Here is a 16,680-nt window from a genome sequence, read left to right as displayed (position 1 = left end):
AGGGTCAAGGCCGCGCTATCAGCGGCCATGTCCGAACTTCCCCTGAACAACCGTATCGCCCTCGTCGTCGGCGCCTCGCGCGGCATCGGTTATGAGAGCGCCCTGGCCCTGGCCAAGGCCGGCGCCCACGTCATCGCGACGGCGCGCACCCAGGGCGGTCTGGAAGAGCTGGACGACGCCATCTTCGCCGCCACCGGCCGCCATGCGACCCTGATCCCGTTCGATCTGGTGGACGGCGGGGCCATCGACCGGCTCGGCGGGGCCATCTTCGAACGATTCAAGAAGCTGGACATCTGGGTCCATTGCGCCGCCACCATGGGCCCCTCGGGCCTGACGCCGGTGTCGCACGCCGACCCGCGCGAGTTCGCCAAGGTCGAAAAGACCAACTTCACCGCCGTCTATCGCCTGATCCGCTCGCTGGAACCGCTTCTACGCGCCTCCGACGCCGGTCGCGCCGTCCACTTCACCACCAGCGTCGCCAGCGCGCCCAAGGCCTTCTGGGGCATGTACGCCGCGACCAAGGCGGGCGCCGAGGCCCTGGTGAAGGCCTGGGCCGACGAGATCGAGAGCACGCCCGTGCGCGTCAGCATCGTCGATCCCGGCCGCATGCGCACCGCCATGCGCGCCCAGGCCTATCCGGGCGAAGACCCGTCCGTCCTGCCCCACCCCTCCGAAATCGGCCCGCTGGTCGTCGAACTGTCGAACGCCGCCGCCACGCCCCCGCTGACCATCAAGTTCCGCGACTGGATCGCCGGCCCCTCGGTCGACGCCTTGATCTGAGGATTTCGTCCCTACCTGCTGACATTCGTCCCAGGCTCGTGGCGACAGAGGCCGGGCGCCGACAAGACAGGGGCCATGAACCTGTTCTCAACCTTCCTGATCATCCACGTCTCGACCGGACTGTGCGCCGTGCTGGTCGGCGTCATGCCCATCGTCAGCCGCAAGGGCGGCCGAGCCCATCGTTTCTGGGGACGGCTGTTCGCAGGCCTGATGACCGTCCTGCTGGTCTGCGCCTGGGCGATGACGGCGCTGCGGTTCAACACCTATTTCCTGGCCCTGTCGGCGACCGCCACTCTCGGTCTGTTCTCGGGCGTCAGGGTGTTGAGACGCAAACGGCCCGACCTGAACACAGCCGATCGGGCCCGTCCGCTGGATTGGGCCGCGACCCTGGGCGTGACCGGAATCGGCCTGTGGGTTCTCGTCCTTCTGGCCAAAGGCCAGTCGGACGGTCCCGCCACAGTCTCCGTCGCTTTGGCTGCCAGCGCCCTGACGATGGGTTCGTGGGACTTGTGGCGGTTCAGCGCGCCGAAATCCTGGCCCTTTTCACTTGAGCTCTGGACCTATGAGCATCTGACAAAGATGCTGGGCGCCTATTCTGCGGTCCTGAGCGCCTTTTCCGGCAACTTTCTGACCGCCCTGCCTGCTACGTGGAGCCAGCTCTGGCCGACCGTCCTGTTCCAATGCCTGATCGTGGTCTGGGTCGCGATCTTGTTGATCCGCAAACGCCGTCGCGCGCTGTGCGTTGGCTGAGACATCCGTCCGTCACGGCGGTCGTCGGCCTGTTCACGGCCTATAGCTATGTCGCGACCGTGCTCGCCGTCGCCTGGTATCTCCGGCGGGGATCGGCGGACCTGTCGGTGAGAGCCTCGCTTCTCTGGGCAGCCCTGTCCTACACGCCGTGGCTGGCCGTCGCAGGCCTGACGTGGGCGGTGATCCGCCGAACCGGCGCAGGGTGGCGGGCGATAGGCTTGCTGGCCGCCGTCATGCTGCTGGCCGTCCCCCTGATCGCTGGCCTAAACGCCCGCACCGACATGAGCTTCCTCGACCATGCCGGCGAGGGCGGCGAATGGTCGGCGCGGACCATCGATCGGCTGCCGGTCGCCCTGCTTCTCTACACCGCCGTCGTCGCTGTCGGTCTGGCCGCCGCCTATTGGCGCAGCGCGCGTGACGCTCGCGACCGAATCGCCGTCCTGACCACCGCCCTGTCCAAGGCTCGCATGCTGGAGCCGGAGCAGACCCAGCGCCTACTAGTCTCGACGGGCTGCGCGCGCGCCTCCGTTTCCGTCGGCGACATCGAATGGCTCTCCTCGGCCGGCAACTATGTGGTGGTCAACTGGGACGGCAAGGAGGGCATGATCCGCGACACGCTACAGGCGCTGGAAGCGCGTCTGGATCCCCGCCTGTTCACCCGCAGCCACCGCTCCAGCCTGATCAACCTGGCTCGCGTCAGACAGGTTCAGCCCCTGTCCGACGGCGCTTGGCGACTGACGATGAACAGCGGCGCCGAACTGGTCGTCAGCCGCACCTACCGCGACGCCGTGCTGGAAAAACTGGGTCGCAAACTGCCGTAAGCAGTCATCGCTCGAGCGGCTGCAAACCCTGGATGATTTCCGCCAACTCAGCCGGCCAGATCGTCTCTTTGGAATCGCGGATGTCGTCGAGGCTCCACCAGCGGTGTTCGGTCAGAACCCGCTGCTCCTCGTCCGTCCAACCCTTGGGCGACAGGACGAAGTCGTCGGTGCGCAGCAGGAAGAACCTCTGATCCACATCCGCCATTCGGCCGTCTGGCAGGCGGAAGCTGACGCGGACCTGGGCGACCTGCGGGCCGGGGTCTTTGACGACCAGCCCCGTCTCTTCGAACAGTTCGCGGCGCGCGGCGTCTTCAAAGGTTTCGCCGGCCTCGCACCCGCCGCCGGGCGTCGCCCAGAAGGCCGTGCCGGCGAGCGGTCCTTCGGAAAACACGAAGTGGAACAGCAGCACCCGCCCCTGCCCGTCCAGGATCAGCCAACGCGAGGTGGGCCGGGCGGGAAGCGCGCTCTCGGCCTCGCTCACGCCGTCACTTCTTGGCGCCGCCCTTTTGGCCCGTGCGGATCCGGCCCGAACGCGACACCTGACGGGCGCCGCCGCGTGCGCCCTTCTGGACCGCCACGGACGAACCGGCCTTCTTCGACGCGCTGGACTTCAACCCGCCCAGTATCTTGGGCTGGGCCTTGCGGGTCTTCTTCTGCTCCAGCGCCTTGCCGGGCAGTTTGGACAGGGCCTCTTCCTTCTCGGCCTTCTTGACGCGGCGCGGCGCGGTCTTGGCGTCGCCCTTGTAGCGTTCCGGCCCCGACTTGGCGCCGCCCTCAGCATAGGGGTTCACGCCGCTGGACTTGACGTTCAGGCGGATCGGCGTCCCCGGAAGGTCGAAGCTCTCGCGGATCGAGTTGACCAGATAGCGCTTGTAATGCTCCGGCATCGACTCGGCGCGATTGGCCATCAGTACGAAGGTCGGCGGGCGGGCCTTGGTCTGGGCGATATATTTCGGCTTGATCCGCTTGCCGTCCACGGCGGGGGGCGGGTGCCGCTGGGTGGCCATGGACAGCCAGGTGTTCAGGTCCTTGGTCTTCACCTTGACCGACCAGGTGTCATAGGCCTGAAGCACCGCCGGCATCAGCCGCTCGACGCCGCGTCCGCTGTGCGACGACAGGGCCACAAAGGGCGACCCCTTCAGTTGCGGCAGTTTGTCCTCGGCCATGCCCTTCAGCTTGGCCATACGCGACTGGGGCTCGTCCTCCAGGTCCCACTTCGACGCGACATAGACCAGGGCGCGGCCCTCGCGCTCGACCAGATCGGCCAGCTGCAGGTCCTGGGTGTCGAAGGCGTCGTCCTTGTCCATCATCAGGATGACGACTTCGGCGAAGGTGATGGCCCGGATGGTGTCGGCGACCGACAGCTTCTCCAGCTTCTCCTGCACCCGCGCCTTGCGACGCATCCCGGCCGTATCGACCAGGCGGATGTTCTTGCCCTCGAACTGCCAGTCGACCGAGATGGAATCGCGGGTGATGCCCGCTTCCGGCCCGGTCAGCAGCCGGTCGTCGCCGATCAGGCGGTTGATCAGCGTGGACTTGCCCGCATTGGGCCGGCCGATGACGGCGATGCGGATCGGCTTGTCCGGCTCGTCGATCTCCTCGACGAAGATGTCCTGCGAGGCCGCGACGATGGCGGCGTACAGATCGGCCATCCCCTCGCCGTGCTCGGCCGAGATGGCGACGGGTTCGCCGAAGCCCAGGGCGTGCGCCTCGCCGACGCCGCCGCCGCTTTCGCGGCTCTCGGACTTGTTGGCCAACAGGATGATCGGCTTGTGCACCCGGCGCAGGCGCTCGGCGAAGATCCGGTCCAGCGACGTCACGCCCTCGCGGGCGTCCATCATGAACATGACCAGTTCGGCGTCGTCCAGCGCGGCCTCGGTCTGCTCGCGCATCCGGGCTTCCAGGCTGTCGTCGGTGACGTCCTCGTATCCCGCCGTGTCGATCAGCGTGAGATCCATGTCGCCGATATTGCCGTCGGCGTAGCGCCGGTCGCGGGTCACGCCGGGGCGATCGTCGACGAGCGCCAGGCGCTTGCCGACGAGGCGGTTGAACAGTGTCGATTTGCCCACATTGGGGCGGCCGACGATGGCGACCTTCAGAGCCATGTCGGCCTTCTAGCTTAGTTTGGGCTGAAAATCAGCGGATGCAGATCAGTTGGCCGTTGTCGGTCAGCACATACAGCGCGCCGTTATAGGCGGCGGGCGCGATATAGGCCGGCGCGCCCAGCTTCAGCGTCGTCTGCGCCACGCCGGTCTTCGGATCGAAGGCGACGGCCTCGCCGAACGAGTTGACCATCACCAGGCGGTTGGAGGCCAGCAGCGGTCCCGACCATTGCGGGCGGATGGTGCGACGGCCGAAGGTCAGGAAACCGCCCTCGCGGCGCTCGCGGCCCTCGTTCAGTTCGCGCGTCCAATAGATCTGGCCCGTGTCGCGGTTGGCCGTGATCAGCTGACCCGACTTGGACACCACGAAGACGGCGTCTCCCACCGGCAGGGGCGCGTTCACGCCCGTCACCGGCAGTTGCCACTTGGGCTGGCCCGAACGCAGGTCCAGCGCCGACATCACGCCCGAATGGCTGACGCCATAGACCATGCCGCGGCTGATGACCGGGCGGCCCGCCACGTCGCGAACTTCCGACAGGGCGCTGGTGCGGCTGGTGCGCGACAGGGTCTCTTCCCACACCGCCTGGCCGTTCAGGGCGCTCAGCGCGACCAGCTGGCCCGAGGCGAACGGGGCGACGACGGTCGTGCCGCTGACGGCGGGGCTGGAGGCGCGCATGACGCGCGCCGGCTCGGCGATGCCGCGATAGGTCCAGTCCTGGGCGCCGGTGTTGGCGTCGAAGGCGAACAGCTGGCTGTCGACGTCCACGACGAAGACCCGGTTGCCCGAAACGGTCGGGGCGCCGTGGATCGGGGCGTCCACCTGCTGGGTCCAGACCACCGCGCCGGTGTTGGCGTCCAGCGCCGTCATCGAGCGATAGCCGGACGAGACGAAGACCTTGCCGCCGCCCACGGCGACGCCGCCGCCGAAGCCGCCGTTGCGGTCACGATCGGCGTTCTTGACGTTGGCCTTCCACAGGATCGCGCCGGTGTCGGCCGAAACCGCCGAAACGGTCGATTCGCCGTCCAGCACGAAAATCTTGCCGTTGGCGGCCACGATCGGGGCCATGACGTTGCCGACGTGGGCCGATCCCGAGCCTACGCCCCGCTTCCAGGCGATCTGGAAGTTCGGCGCCGCGATGACATGCTCGACCAGGTTCTCGGACGTGCCGCCCGGCTGCGTCCAGGCCGTCACAGCCTGCGGACCCGGCAGGAAGAAGTCGCGGCCCGACAGGGCGGCCGACGGCGACAGGCTCTGTTCGAACTCCAGCACCGAGATACGCTGGCCGGCCGAGGCGGTCGCGCCGGCGTCTTCCTTGCCGCCGCCCAGACCGAACGGCAGGTTGCGGCGCACGGTGCCGCAGGACGCCATCGTTGCGGCGACGCCGCAGATCAGCGCGACTTTCAGAACTCGGTTCATCGGGGGCGTCCTGTAAGGGGTCGTCACTATTGGGCGGCCGGCGCAGCGGCGGGAGCCGCCTGAGCGGGTGCAGCCTGAGCCGGGGCAGCCTGAGCCGGAGCAGCCTGCGCGGCCGAGGGCGTCATCGCGTTCGCGGCGCCGGCGGCCGGCGGCGTCGCCTTGGCGGCGGCGTCGATGATGGGCTTGATGGCGGCTGCGGTGCCGGCGTCGATGGATTCCACGGCGATCTGGGCGCGCTGACGGATCGAGTCCGGCACGTCCTGACCCAGTTGCAGCAGCACGAACGCCTCACGCGCTTCCTTGGTCTTGCCGTGTTGCAGGCGCGCCAGGGCCAGGGCTTCCTGGGCGAAGGCGTGCAGCGGGCGCTTGTCTTCGGCCAGCGGCGTCAGGCGCTTTTCGATCTCGGCCAGCGGCGCGGTGTCCATGACCAGGAAGGCGGCCTTCAGGGCGGGCGGGTCCGACAGGATCGGATCGCTGGACGCCTTGGCGGCTTCGTCGAACAGGCGGACAGCTTCGGGGAACTTGTTGGCGCTGACGGCCAGGCCGGCCTGCTGCTGCAGGGCCAGAACCTTGTAGGCGCCGTTGCCTTCCTTGATCGCTTCCTCGAAGGCGGCGCGGGCGTCCATCGGCTTGTCGGCGCGAAGGGCCTCCATGCCGCGATCATAGGCCTCGGCGGCCTTTGCGGCCTTGTTGGAGTTCAGGCTGTCCCAGCCCCACCAGCCCAAGGCGCCGATCAGGGCGACGACCAGCACCACGCCGAAAACGGGCAGCCAGGTCTTGGCCAGGCGCTTCAACTTGTCGGAGCGAAGCTCCTCCTCGACCTGCTCGAAGACATCAACCACTGAAACGTCGCCCCAAAATCGCGAAATGCAAACCGGCGCGGACCCTAGAAGGTCGGCTCCCCGCCCGCAACGTCGTCCGTTACTGCGAAGCCGGCTTTTTCGAGAAGTAGGTCTCGACTTCGGCAGGAAAACGGCGGGTTTTCACATCGCTGGCGAAAGCGGCGGCCGCGCGGTCGATCTCGGTGCGCAGATCGGCGTATTTGCGCACGAACTTCGGGGTCCAGTCGAACATGCCCAGCATGTCGTTGACCACCAGCACCTGACCGTCGCAGGCGGCCGAGGCGCCGATGCCGATGGTGGGAACGTCGATCGTCTCGGTGATCTCGCGCGCCAGCGATTCGGCGACGCCCTCGATGACGATGCAGAAGGCGCCGGCCTCGGCGACGGCCCTGGCCTCGGCCAGCACCCGGTCGCGCTCGCTGTCGGTCCGGCCCTTGGCCTTGAACCCGCCCTCGGCCAGGATCGCCTGGGGACGCAAGCCCACATGGCCCATGACCGGAATGCCGCGCTTGACCAGGAAGGCGACGATCTCGGCCATTTCGATGCTGGTTTCCAGCTTCACCGCCTGGGCGCCCGTCTCCTTCATCACCCGCATGCAGTTGGCGTAGGCGACCTCCTTGCCGCCTTCATAAGAGCCGAACGGCATGTCCACGACCACCATCGCCCGTTTGGCGCCGCGCATGACGGCCTGCCCGTGCAGGATCATCATCTCCAGCGTCACGCCCACGGTATTGGGCAGGCCGTGAACCGCCATCCCCAGGCTGTCGCCGACCAGCAGCACGTCGCAGTGCGGATCCAGCAGGGCCGCCATCGGCGCGTCATAGGCCGTCAGGCAGACGATCGGCTCGCCGCCCTTGCGCCCCGCGATATCGGGCACGGTGATGCGTTTGACGCTCTCTTGGGTATGGACGGACATCGCCGGGCCTCCTGACGTGAAGGGGTCAGATAGGCCCCTGCCCCGCCGGTGTCACCCTTGCAGCCGCGCTCACACGTCCTGCGACAGCTTCGCCACGCCCGCCGCCATCAGGGCGACCAGGGCCCCGGCGACGATCCAGAAGGCCATCATGCCCGAACCGTTCATCACATCCAGCGACCCGACGCCCAGACCTTGCAGGCCCAATCCGTCCAGGCCCGATTGCGCCGCGCCCTGCGCCGTGGCGGCCGCGGCCCTCAGGCCTTGCGCCAGGGTCGTATCGCCGTCGGCGGTGAAGTTGATGTTCACCCCTTCGCGCACCGCCAGCACGCCGCCGATCAATCCCGCCGCCGTCAGGGTCAGGGCGCGCCAGCGCGACCGCGTCTCCATGCGCGCCTTGACCGTCGCCAGGAACAGGGCCTCGTCCGGCAGGCTCGGCGCCTGGGCGAACAGCCTTTCGATCATCGGATCGAACTCGTCAGCCGACATGGACCGACCTCCCGCCTGAGCCGTGCGCCGGGTGAAGCCGCGCACGGAGTTTATCCAGACCACGTTTGACATGCGATTTCACCGTGCCAAGCGGCAAATTCATGGCTGCCGCGATTTCCGGATGCGACATCCCCGCGCCGTGGCACAGGGAGACGCAGACACGCTCGGTCTCGCTGAGCGTCTTCAGCGCCTCGTCCAGGTCCATCAGACCCCCGCGGTCGACGACCACATCCGCCTGATCGGCCTCGATCTCGGCGACGTAGCGCGCCTCCTTGGCCACTCGCTTCAGATAGAGCCGCGCCGCGATCTTCTTGATCCAGCCCGCAAACGTCCCCTGCCCGCGAAACTCCGCGCACCGCTGGAACCCTTGCAGGAAGGCGTCCTGCGCCACGTCGTCGGACAGGGACGGCGTCGCCCCCATCCGGCGCAGCAGCCCCCGCACCGCCGACCCGTGCCGACGCACCAGCTCGCCATACTCCCGCCGACCGCCGGCCGCCGCCTGGGCGGCCAGCTCCACATCGTGGAAGTCTCTCAATGATTTGACCATGACGTTTCCCCCTTCCGGCGGACGTCAGTCTTTGTTCGGGTTGAAGAAGCCCAGGATGATGAAGGCGACGCCGATGGCTGCGGGAATACAGGCGATGCCCAGCAACGCGCCCTGGCCATTGCCGCCCCAGACGTGCGTCGTGCCCTGAACGACGATGCCGAACCCGGCGATGCCGATGCCGCTCGCCAGGCTGAGCACGCCCTTGCGAATGTCCTTGCTGCGCGACGGCAGCCCCTTCTGCACATCCTTGGTCATCACATCGAGCAGTTCGGGCGGCAGCTCCTGACCCTTGTCGACGGCGAGACGCACAGTCTCCTGCATGTCGCGCTTTTCGCGGTACTTCAGGAAGGTGGGGCCGAAGACGATGGCCGTAATCGTGCCGAAGACGGCGAAGATGGCGAAGATCGGAATGAAGTCTTCCATGTCGAGTATCCCTTGAACCGTTGCAGCAGCCTGATGCGGCGGCCTTCTGACCACAAGAGGCTGGCCGACGCCTCAACGGATGCGCGGCGTTGCGTGAAATCTTCGTAAGGTCGCCGTTTCGGCCGCAGCCGGTTCGGTCTAGGGTCCGGTTTCATCAATCTCAGGAGCGCGTCCCATGGCCCATGTCACCTATCGCATCGTCGAACATGACGGCGGCTGGGCCTACAAGTCCGGCGACACCTATTCCGAGACCTTCGCCAGCCATGACGACGCCAAGGCCGCCGCTGTTCGCGCCGCGCGCGAACAGCGCGTGCCGGACCAGACCGCCGCCATAGAATACGAGACCGCCGCCGGCGAATGGATCACCGAAAGCGCCGACGGCCACGACCGCCCCTCGACGGACGTCGAGGGCTGAGGCCGAGATGATCCACCGTCGCACCCTGCTGGCCGCCGCCGCGCTGGTGCCGCTGGCAGGCTGCACCACGGCCCCAAAGGCCAAGACGCCCGCCGAACTGAAGCTCGTCACCTTCAACATCTGGCACAACATGGGTGACTGGGCCGCCCGCCGTCCGCTGCTGATCGCCGCTCTGAAGGCCCAGGACGCCGACGTCATCGCCCTTCAGGAGGTGCTGCAGGACGCCAATGTCGGGCTGGAGAACCAGGCCCGGATGCTGGCGCGCGAGCTGGGCGGCTATCATGTCGCCTTCGTCTCGACCGACGCCGAGGGCGCCCCGCGTCGCTATGGCAACGCCCTGCTGACCCGCCTGCCGGTTCTGGCCGAGGCCTCGACCAGGCTTGAGCCGCTCGACGATTTCCGCACCGCGCTTCGGCTTCGCGTCGCGGTCCAGGGTCGTCCGGTCGATGTCGTCGTCACCCATCTGGCCTGGCAACAGGACGCCGGCCCGGTCCGCGCCCGCCAGATCGCGTCGCTGCTCGGCTGGCTGCCGCAGGACGGCACGCCCCTGATCGTCATGGGCGACTTCAATGCGACCCAGGAAGATTCCGGCCTCTCGACCCTGACCGGCCCCCGCTTCTTCAGCGCCCTGCCTCGCGGCTGGGTCACGACCACCCTGAACCCGGCCAAGGGTCACCCTGAACGCGTCATCGACCACATCTTCGTCGAACAGGCCGCCTTCATCCCCGGCGAGGCCCGCCGCTTTGGCGACACGCCGACCAACGGTGAATATCCGTCCGACCACTTCGGCGTCGTCGCGACCGTCCGTCTCAGGTAAGCGCTGAGGTGTAGGCCTCGGGCTTGAACCCCACCAGCCGCCGATCCCCCAGATCCAGCACCGGCCGTTTGATCATCGACGGCTGGGCCGTCATCAGCGCGATCGCCTTCGACTTGTCGATGTCCGCCTTGTCGGCTTCGGGCAGCTTCTTGAACGTCGTCCCGGCCCGGTTCAGCACCGTCTCCCAACCGTGCTCGTCGACCCACTGGCCCAGCCGCCCCGCATCCACCTCGGCCTTCTTGTAGTCGTGGAAAACATAGTCGACCCCCTGCTGCTCCAGCCAGACCCGGGCCTTCTTCACCGTGTCGCAGTTGGGAATGCCGTACAGGGTGTAGGTCATGGGTCTCTCGAAGGTTGAGGATCAAGCGGATGCAGCCGCTTTCGCCCCCTCGTCGAGCATCGTCAACTGTCGGTCAGACGCGACGCCGGCGCTGTGAACGTCGCCGAGAACCCCTCTACGCCATAGCGAAGATCCGCGCCGCCGCACCCCAGCAGGCCTCTCGCGAGCAGTTTGACGCCAAAGCCGGTCTTGAGCGGCGGATGGGCCGGCGCGCCCCCGCCTTCGATCCACGTCAGAACGAGTTCACCCTCGTCCAGCCGCCAATCGACCGAGACGCGGCCGCCGGGCTTGGCGAGGGCGCCATGCTTGAACGCGTTCGTCGTCAGTTCGTGGATGATCAAGGCGACCGTCTGCGCCACGCGCGGCGACAGGTGCACCGAGGGCCCCGAGATGGAAACCGGCCTGCGCACCAGATTACCCACCGCTTCTCGAACGATCTCACCGAGGTCGCCGCCATTCCAAGCCTTTTCGTCCAGCGTCTGCTGGGTCTTGGCGATGGCGTTCAGTCGCTCGTCGAAACGCTCCAGCACATCGCGATCGACGCCCGACAAGGTGCTGCGGGCGACCGCTTGAACCAGGGCCAGCGTGTTCTTCACCCGGTGGCCGCATTCGTCGACCAGCATCTGACGGTGTTGTTCGCCTCGCACCCGCTCGGTCGTTTCGATGGCGATGTTGAGAATGCCGACGATCGCGTCGCCCTCCCGCACGGGGCTGTAGGACAGCACCCAGCAGGTGTCTTCTGAATAGCCGTTTCGAACCATCGTCAGCGGCAGGTCTTCCAGAAAAACGGTTTCGCCTGCCAGCGCGCGCTCCGTCAGCGGGCGCAAATCGTCCCACACCTCATGCCAGACTTGGTCCAGCGGACGGCCCAGGGCGTTCGGATGCTTTTGTCCGAGCAGCGGAATATAGGCGCCGTTGTAGAGCAAGGTGCGCTCCGGGCCCCACATGACGCTGGCCGCGAAACCCATTCCCATCATCATGTCATAGGTAATGCTCAGCGCGGGCGACCAATCGCGCTTTGGCCCAAGGGGCGTCGTCGCCCAGTCAAACGCATCAATAAGGGCTGGCATCAGTGCGGCCCCTGTTGACGACGGCATTCGACGCGCAACCGACGAAAGCAGCCGCAGCATCAATCTGTGATGCGAACCTCATCATCGTCGTTCAGAACAATCGAATGGTTTCGCTTGGCCGATCGACGATCACGCCTGCGAAATAGAGTTTGCGCACCAGATGCTGTGTGCCGAGGATCGTCCGGCTTTGGAAATCGAGCCAGTTCGCGACCAGGGTCTGATCCGGCAGATTGATGTCTCTCTTGCCCGCGACCCGGATGACCAAGCCTGCCTTTTCAAGCTGACCCAGGTGCCTGCGAACCGTTTCGTCGTCCATTCTGGCGGCCTTGGCGACCTCGATCACGCTCACCGGCCCCAACGGCGGGTTCAGCGGGGCAAGACGGCCGGCGTCCTGCTCGTCCTGAACGACGCGCAAGGCGCTTCCGGTGAGATGCGACAGCCAAAGCAGGACGTAGTGCGTCGTCAGGCTGATTTCGGGCTTCAGCGATCGGGCGTGCTGGATACCTTTCAAGACATGCGCCGTCATCAGCCGCGTCGCCAGGCCTGCGACAGGCCAGGCTGGCGTGACGACCCGGTCGCCGTCGCGGGCGCCGCATGCATTCAGCATCGCCAGCCCATCGACGAACTCCACCGTGGCCAGAAGGAAAGCTTCCATCGCGGACTTGAACGGTTTCGACTGCGACACCTCGGCGCGCAGGACGAAACCGCCGTCGGTCCGCACCAGTACGCCCCGCTCCACCAATCCCGCCAGTTTGGTGCGCGCGCTCTCGCGCGGCACGCCCAGGGACATGGCGATGCTGATGGCATTCACAGGCCGCCGCAGGGCGTTCGGCAAAATGCCGGCTCCAACGGAAGAGTCGCGCGCCGCACCTTCGTCGTCGGCGCCTCTGACGTTTGCATCCACGACGCCCGCGGTCAGCAGGGCGGATATCAGATCCTCGTCGATCCAGGTGCGGGATGCGGCGATGAAATCGAGGGTCAGCTTCGTATTCAGCCAAGCGACCTGAGCGGCCTGTAAACGCAGAGACATTGGCGGACCGTTTGAGGCTTCGACGAACACTGTCGCCCTCGCTCGCGCCCCTGTCGACAAGGCAACTACCGAAAATGAGGTTTCTGGACAGATGCCGGCCGACGACCGATCCACGCACAAAGGCGCAGCCTTGCCGTCATTGTTCGCCGACAAATCCCCTTTAGTGTCGAGCGCTTAGAGACGGCCTTCGTCAATCGACCTTACGTGTCCCCGAACGGGACTATGATGTCGACGGGTCTTTGAAAACAGCAGCGCTCACGAATTGCACCACCTTGCACTTTGCACGCCTTTTCGGGACGCCGTGCAATTTCGCTCGGTCGCTGATTTCAGACGAATTAGACGAATTAGACGGTGTTTTTGTCAGGCGACCGTCTAGGCCGCGAACCCGGCGAAGACGCCGATGACCATCACGATGAAGGTCGCAACGACGCTGGACAGACCGATGGCCGTCATCACGATCAGGCCCTTGGCCAGGCCGGGGACCACGCCCCGATACCACCGTCCCCGCCCCATACGCATGAAGGCCACGATGCCGAGCGCCAGCATCAAAAGGCTGCACACCGCGGCCAGCGGGCCGGGGCTGAACATGAACCAGGCCAGCGGCAGCAACGGCACGGTCCAGGCGTTCAGATAGGCGAAGGCCGCGCGAAACCCGCATCTCAGACCCAGGTCCTCGGCGTCCCACAGGCGAAACAGCGGCATGGCCGCCAGGGCATAGAGGGGCGCCATGATCGGCACGGCGACCAGCGACATCCAGCCGTCGGCGTCCGACATGAAGGCGTCGCGCGACTTGCCCGCTTCCTGAAGCAAAGGGTTCAGAACTTCGGCCGGCATGCCTTCCAGATAGAGGCTCAGTCCCCCGCGCAGAAAGACGATCAGCATCAGGATCGCATTCAGCGCCAGGTACAGCTTCAACGGCTTGGCGTAACGCCCTCCCCCTGTCGGCCCCTCGATCATCCAGGCCTGCAGCACCAGTCGGGGTCGCACCAGCAGGTCGCGCGCGGTCCGCACCTCGGCGCCGCCAAAGCCCAGCGCGTCCTCGGACAGGTCCTTGAACGCCTGTTTGCGCGTCGTCTCGCCGTCGGTCATCGGATTCTCCCCTGGGGGATGCATACACCGCCCGGTTGACCGCGCAACCGCCAACCAGAACCGCTTGCTCAGAACCGCTTGCTCAGAACCGCTTGCTCAGGCCGATGCTGACCACCCGCCCGCGCGGATCGGCCACGACCGGGTCATAGCCCAGGGCGAACTGCGCCAGCGGCGGGGCCTTGTCGGCCACATTGACCACCCCGACCGACAGAGCAAGGTCGGCGCCGATCGTGCGGCTGTAGAGCAGATCGACCGTCGTCTGGCTGGCGATGCTGGCGTCGGTGATGCCGCTGCGGTCGTTGGCATATCCGTCGGTATAGTGGACCAAAGCCGTCACCGCATTCGCCCCGCCGCTCCAGCCCAGGGCGAACTCCCCGCGATTGCGCGGCAGGGACCGGCCGATGTTGTTCAGGTTGGTCGAACCGACGCCCGACACCTTTGCGGCCGACGCGTCCAGCCGGATGTCATAGGCGTCCACATAGGTCCAGGTCGCCGAGGCCGTCGCCTGCCCTCCCCACAGGCCGCGCCGATAGCGGGCCGACAGGTCGATCCCTTGGGTCTCGATGGACGAGGCGTTGATGAAATACAGCTGCACGAAGGTCAGGGCGCCGCTGGCCGAGCGGGTGATCCGGCTCTGGGCCTCCGTGCCGGTCCGCCCCGCCGCCGTGTCGGCCGCCGCCTGGTTGATGATGCCTTGCGCCGACTCCTTGACCACCTGATCGGCATAGTCGAACCGCCAGGCGTCCACGCCCAGTTCCAGCCCGTCGATCGGCGTCCAGACCGCGCCCAGGTTCAGGCTCTCGGACTTCTCGGGCTTCAAATCTGCCCGGCCCGAGGTCAGGGTGTTGACGAAGACGAACGCCCCCCGATCGAACACCGACGGCTGCGACGCCTGCGCCCCCGCCTGAGCATAGACCGACGGCGCCCGGAACCCCTGCCCCCACGACGCGCGCAGGGCTAGGGCGTCGGTGACGTCCCACCGCATCGCGGCCTTGGGGCTGAACCGGCCCTCGTTGCCGTCGTAGGATTCGTAGCGCCCCGCCAGCTGCGCCTCGATCCGGTCGCCCAGATGGAGGCGGGCTTCGGCGAAGGCGGCCAGGGCTTCCTGATCGCCCTCGAAGTCCGGCGACACGCCCGCCGTCAGCAGATCGCCCCGGTTCACCAGATCGCTCCAGTCGTGACGGAAGCCGCTGCGGCGATACTGGGCGCCGACGGCGACATCGACCGACCCGCCGGCCCAGGCCAGGGCCTCGCCGCTGGTCGAGGCGTCCGCCGTCGTCAGGGTCGCCGCGCCTCGCAGGCCGGTCGAGCCGATCAGGCTGTCGATCAGGGCGGCGCTGTTCGCCGTCCCGGTCCCCAGATAGGCACTGCCGAACGGGTTGAAATACTGACAGGCGCCGACGCCGGGCGTCCCCGTCGCGGGATTGCAGCCCGCCCCGCCCAGGCCGTTCAGCGCATTCTGCAAGGCGCTGCCGATGGTGTCCGGCTTGTCATAGGCGACGTGCTGGCGGCTGCTGGTCGCCGACAGGTTCCAGGTCCAGCCATTGCCGAACCGCCCATCCAGCCCGGCCGCCAGACGCCAGGTGCGATAGTCGAACTCCGCCTGCGACGCGCCGGCCTCCGCCCCCAGCAGCCGCCCCCGGAACAGCACCGCCTCGCCGAACGGATTGTCGGGATGCGACGCCGGCACGGTCAGCGACCGCGCCAGGATCGGCAGCGACGGCGACTGGCGCGCGATGGTGTTCGTCGCCGACCACGCCCCTTGCAACGACAGCGTCATGTCGCCCACAGGCCGCCGGTAGTCCGCAAACAGCTGCGTGCGCGTTTCCTCCGGGGCCAGATCGAAGAAGTCCGAATAGTCCAGCCGACAGAAGCTGTCGGTCGGCGTGTTCAGATAGGCGCTGCCGAACGCCGGGTTGCCGCACGACGGATCGGGCGAAAACCCATTGCGGCTGGGTCGGAAGTAGGAACCCGGCTGGCCATAGCTGGTCACGGCCGTCCAGGCGGCGCGGCCATAGCGTTCGGCTTGGGTGAAGTCTCGCTCGTCGGAACCCAGGGCCGAGCGATGGAAATGCGAGGCCGCCAGCGTCAGGTCTCCGCCCAGCAGCCCGAACCCGCTGAGCGCCTCGATCACGCTCTCTTCCGACCCGTCGGCGACGGCGTATTTGGCGCTGATCTCGGGGCGGTCCACGGCCCGCCGGGTGATGAAGTTGACCACGCCCGCCACGGCGTCCGAGCCATAGACCGCCGAGGCGCCGTCCTTGACCACCTCGACCCGCTGAAGCGCGATCATCGGAACCAGCGAGTTGATGTCGACGAAGCCCGAGCCGTCCGTCGCCACCACGGCGCTGTTGGTCCAGCGCTGGCCGTCCACCAGAACCAGGGTCGAGCCGAGGCCGAGATTGCGCAGGTTGAACTGGGCTGTGCCCGAACTTTGCGGCTGGTTCAGCTGATCGACTTGGGCCTCGGAGCCCGCGTTGGCCGTGATCAGCCGGACCAGCTGAGAGGCATCGGCGATGCCGGCGGCGGCCACCGTCTCGCGGGCCACGGTCTCCACCGGTGCGATCCGCTCGCCGCCTGCGATCCGGGAGCCGGTGACGACCACATCGTCCACGCGCGACGCCTCCTGGGCCTGGACGGCCGCAGCCGTCGCCAGCCAAGCGATCGAGGCTGTCGTCATCAAGAAGTTGCGCTGCGTCATTCGGATACTCCCCCGCGATTGGCAGCGGGCTTCTATCCAGCGCTTCGTTTTTGCGAAAGCACAATTTTGCAGTTTTGCAATTTCAATCATCGACGAGACATCGTGCGCCATTGATCCTGCGATGTAACCGGTTA

Annotated in this window: 18 protein-coding genes; 5 read left to right on the top strand and 13 right to left on the bottom strand. The window is 67.0% G+C overall.

Annotated elements, in window-relative coordinates; translation table 11 throughout:
- The first annotated feature begins 27 nt into the window (after nucleotides 1–27).
- The 3 genes from Q9R14_RS03295 (at nucleotide 28) to Q9R14_RS03285 (ending at nucleotide 2,351) form a co-directional block, all read left to right on the top strand.
- Nucleotides 28–780 carry an SDR family NAD(P)-dependent oxidoreductase gene (locus Q9R14_RS03295; RefSeq protein WP_306003489.1) on the top strand — a complete coding sequence of 251 codons (753 nt, stop codon included), beginning with the start codon at nucleotides 28–30 and terminating at the stop codon, nucleotides 778–780.
- Between the two features lie 75 nt (nucleotides 781–855).
- Nucleotides 856–1,530: a hypothetical protein gene (locus Q9R14_RS03290; RefSeq protein WP_306003488.1), complete on the top strand. Its 675-nt coding sequence runs from the start codon at nucleotides 856–858 to the stop codon at nucleotides 1,528–1,530.
- Entirely contained in the window at nucleotides 1,461–2,351 is an 891-nt protein-coding gene (locus Q9R14_RS03285) for a LytTR family DNA-binding domain-containing protein (protein ID WP_306003487.1), read from the top strand. The genes Q9R14_RS03290 and Q9R14_RS03285 overlap by 70 nt, the downstream gene beginning before the upstream one ends.
- A 4-nt stretch (nucleotides 2,352–2,355) precedes the next feature.
- Here the strand turns inward: Q9R14_RS03285 and Q9R14_RS03280 are convergent, their stop codons facing one another.
- The 8 genes from Q9R14_RS03280 to Q9R14_RS03245 form a co-directional block, all read right to left on the bottom strand.
- Entirely contained in the window at nucleotides 2,356–2,832 is a 477-nt protein-coding gene (locus Q9R14_RS03280) for an NUDIX hydrolase (RefSeq protein WP_306003486.1), read from the bottom strand.
- 4 nt (nucleotides 2,833–2,836) lie between these two features.
- Nucleotides 2,837–4,456 (bottom strand): ribosome biogenesis GTPase Der, encoded by a 1,620-nt coding sequence (der, locus tag Q9R14_RS03275; RefSeq protein ID WP_055754955.1) that lies wholly within the window; start codon nucleotides 4,454–4,456, stop codon nucleotides 2,837–2,839.
- A 31-nt stretch (nucleotides 4,457–4,487) separates the two neighbouring features.
- The gene (locus tag Q9R14_RS03270) at nucleotides 4,488–5,870 is read right to left on the bottom strand and encodes a PQQ-like beta-propeller repeat protein (RefSeq protein ID WP_306003485.1); all 1,383 of its coding nucleotides are present in this window, start codon (nucleotides 5,868–5,870) and stop codon (nucleotides 4,488–4,490) included.
- A gap of 26 nt (nucleotides 5,871–5,896) precedes the next feature.
- The gene (locus tag Q9R14_RS03265) at nucleotides 5,897–6,712 is read right to left on the bottom strand and encodes a tetratricopeptide repeat protein (RefSeq protein ID WP_306003484.1); all 816 of its coding nucleotides are present in this window, start codon (nucleotides 6,710–6,712) and stop codon (nucleotides 5,897–5,899) included.
- A gap of 79 nt (nucleotides 6,713–6,791) precedes the next feature.
- Nucleotides 6,792–7,628 carry a 3-methyl-2-oxobutanoate hydroxymethyltransferase gene (gene panB / locus Q9R14_RS03260; protein WP_306003483.1) on the bottom strand — a complete coding sequence of 279 codons (837 nt, stop codon included), beginning with the start codon at nucleotides 7,626–7,628 and terminating at the stop codon, nucleotides 6,792–6,794.
- Between the two features lie 69 nt (nucleotides 7,629–7,697).
- Nucleotides 7,698–8,114 (bottom strand): hypothetical protein, encoded by a 417-nt coding sequence (locus Q9R14_RS03255; protein WP_112862236.1) that lies wholly within the window; start codon nucleotides 8,112–8,114, stop codon nucleotides 7,698–7,700.
- Nucleotides 8,104–8,661, bottom strand: a complete 558-nt coding sequence (locus tag Q9R14_RS03250; RefSeq protein ID WP_306003482.1) for a sigma-70 family RNA polymerase sigma factor — start codon at nucleotides 8,659–8,661, stop codon at nucleotides 8,104–8,106. The genes Q9R14_RS03255 and Q9R14_RS03250 overlap by 11 nt, the downstream gene beginning before the upstream one ends.
- Before the next feature lie 24 nt (nucleotides 8,662–8,685).
- Nucleotides 8,686–9,084 carry a DUF6249 domain-containing protein gene (locus tag Q9R14_RS03245; protein WP_055808381.1) on the bottom strand — a complete coding sequence of 133 codons (399 nt, stop codon included), beginning with the start codon at nucleotides 9,082–9,084 and terminating at the stop codon, nucleotides 8,686–8,688.
- 175 nt (nucleotides 9,085–9,259) lie between these two features.
- On the opposite strand from Q9R14_RS03245, the gene Q9R14_RS03240 reads away from it, so the two are divergent.
- Together Q9R14_RS03240 and Q9R14_RS03235 are read left to right on the top strand one after the other, a co-directional pair.
- Nucleotides 9,260–9,499, top strand: a complete 240-nt coding sequence (locus Q9R14_RS03240) for a DUF2188 domain-containing protein (RefSeq protein WP_306003481.1) — start codon at nucleotides 9,260–9,262, stop codon at nucleotides 9,497–9,499.
- A 7-nt stretch (nucleotides 9,500–9,506) separates the two neighbouring features.
- The gene (locus Q9R14_RS03235; RefSeq protein WP_306003480.1) at nucleotides 9,507–10,316 is read left to right on the top strand and encodes an endonuclease/exonuclease/phosphatase family protein; all 810 of its coding nucleotides are present in this window, start codon (nucleotides 9,507–9,509) and stop codon (nucleotides 10,314–10,316) included.
- Here the strand turns inward: Q9R14_RS03235 and Q9R14_RS03230 are convergent.
- From Q9R14_RS03230 to Q9R14_RS03210, 5 genes are all read right to left on the bottom strand, one after another.
- Nucleotides 10,309–10,656: an ArsC family reductase gene (locus Q9R14_RS03230; RefSeq protein WP_306003479.1), complete on the bottom strand. Its 348-nt coding sequence runs from the start codon at nucleotides 10,654–10,656 to the stop codon at nucleotides 10,309–10,311. The genes Q9R14_RS03235 and Q9R14_RS03230 overlap by 8 nt on opposite strands.
- 62 nt (nucleotides 10,657–10,718) lie before the next feature.
- Complete coding sequence (locus tag Q9R14_RS03225; protein ID WP_306003478.1) at nucleotides 10,719–11,726, bottom strand: sensor histidine kinase; 1,008 nt, start codon at nucleotides 11,724–11,726, stop codon at nucleotides 10,719–10,721.
- Nucleotides 11,727–11,817: 91 nt separating this feature from the next.
- Nucleotides 11,818–12,756, bottom strand: a complete 939-nt coding sequence (locus tag Q9R14_RS03220) for a winged helix-turn-helix domain-containing protein (protein WP_306003477.1) — start codon at nucleotides 12,754–12,756, stop codon at nucleotides 11,818–11,820.
- Between the two features lie 372 nt (nucleotides 12,757–13,128).
- A complete protein-coding gene (locus Q9R14_RS03215; RefSeq protein ID WP_306003476.1) occupies nucleotides 13,129–13,845 on the bottom strand; it encodes a hypothetical protein in 717 nt (238 codons plus the stop codon).
- Nucleotides 13,846–13,927: 82 nt separating this feature from the next.
- Complete coding sequence (locus Q9R14_RS03210; protein WP_306003475.1) at nucleotides 13,928–16,546, bottom strand: TonB-dependent receptor; 2,619 nt, start codon at nucleotides 16,544–16,546, stop codon at nucleotides 13,928–13,930.
- Between the last annotated feature and the right edge of the window lie 134 nt (nucleotides 16,547–16,680).

The organism is Brevundimonas sp. C43 (genome assembly GCF_030732185.1).
Classification (GTDB): domain Bacteria; phylum Pseudomonadota; class Alphaproteobacteria; order Caulobacterales; family Caulobacteraceae; genus Brevundimonas; species Brevundimonas diminuta_C.
This window is presented reverse-complemented; position numbering and strand designations above follow the sequence as displayed.

Excerpts from the sequence above, each read along its gene's own strand:
- Q9R14_RS03295 (WP_306003489.1), top strand. The coding sequence starts at position 28 with ATGTCCGAACTTCCCCTGAACAACCGTATCGCCCTCGTCGTCGGCGCC.
- Q9R14_RS03290 (WP_306003488.1), top strand. The coding sequence starts at position 856 with ATGAACCTGTTCTCAACCTTCCTGATCATCCACGTCTCGACCGGACTG.
- Q9R14_RS03285 (WP_306003487.1), top strand. The coding sequence starts at position 1,461 with ATGCCTGATCGTGGTCTGGGTCGCGATCTTGTTGATCCGCAAACGCCG.
- der (WP_055754955.1), bottom strand. The coding sequence starts at position 4,456 with ATGGCTCTGAAGGTCGCCATCGTCGGCCGCCCCAATGTGGGCAAATCG.
- Q9R14_RS03270 (WP_306003485.1), bottom strand. The coding sequence starts at position 5,870 with ATGAACCGAGTTCTGAAAGTCGCGCTGATCTGCGGCGTCGCCGCAACG.
- panB (WP_306003483.1), bottom strand. The coding sequence starts at position 7,628 with ATGTCCGTCCATACCCAAGAGAGCGTCAAACGCATCACCGTGCCCGAT.
- Q9R14_RS03255 (WP_112862236.1), bottom strand. The coding sequence starts at position 8,114 with ATGTCGGCTGACGAGTTCGATCCGATGATCGAAAGGCTGTTCGCCCAG.
- Q9R14_RS03250 (WP_306003482.1), bottom strand. The coding sequence starts at position 8,661 with ATGGTCAAATCATTGAGAGACTTCCACGATGTGGAGCTGGCCGCCCAG.
- Q9R14_RS03245 (WP_055808381.1), bottom strand. The coding sequence starts at position 9,084 with ATGGAAGACTTCATTCCGATCTTCGCCATCTTCGCCGTCTTCGGCACG.
- Q9R14_RS03240 (WP_306003481.1), top strand. The coding sequence starts at position 9,260 with ATGGCCCATGTCACCTATCGCATCGTCGAACATGACGGCGGCTGGGCC.
- Q9R14_RS03235 (WP_306003480.1), top strand. The coding sequence starts at position 9,507 with ATGATCCACCGTCGCACCCTGCTGGCCGCCGCCGCGCTGGTGCCGCTG.
- Q9R14_RS03230 (WP_306003479.1), bottom strand. The coding sequence starts at position 10,656 with ATGACCTACACCCTGTACGGCATTCCCAACTGCGACACGGTGAAGAAG.
- Q9R14_RS03225 (WP_306003478.1), bottom strand. The coding sequence starts at position 11,726 with ATGCCAGCCCTTATTGATGCGTTTGACTGGGCGACGACGCCCCTTGGG.
- Q9R14_RS03220 (WP_306003477.1), bottom strand. The coding sequence starts at position 12,756 with ATGTCTCTGCGTTTACAGGCCGCTCAGGTCGCTTGGCTGAATACGAAG.
- Q9R14_RS03215 (WP_306003476.1), bottom strand. The coding sequence starts at position 13,845 with ATGACCGACGGCGAGACGACGCGCAAACAGGCGTTCAAGGACCTGTCC.
- Q9R14_RS03210 (WP_306003475.1), bottom strand. The coding sequence starts at position 16,546 with ATGACGCAGCGCAACTTCTTGATGACGACAGCCTCGATCGCTTGGCTG.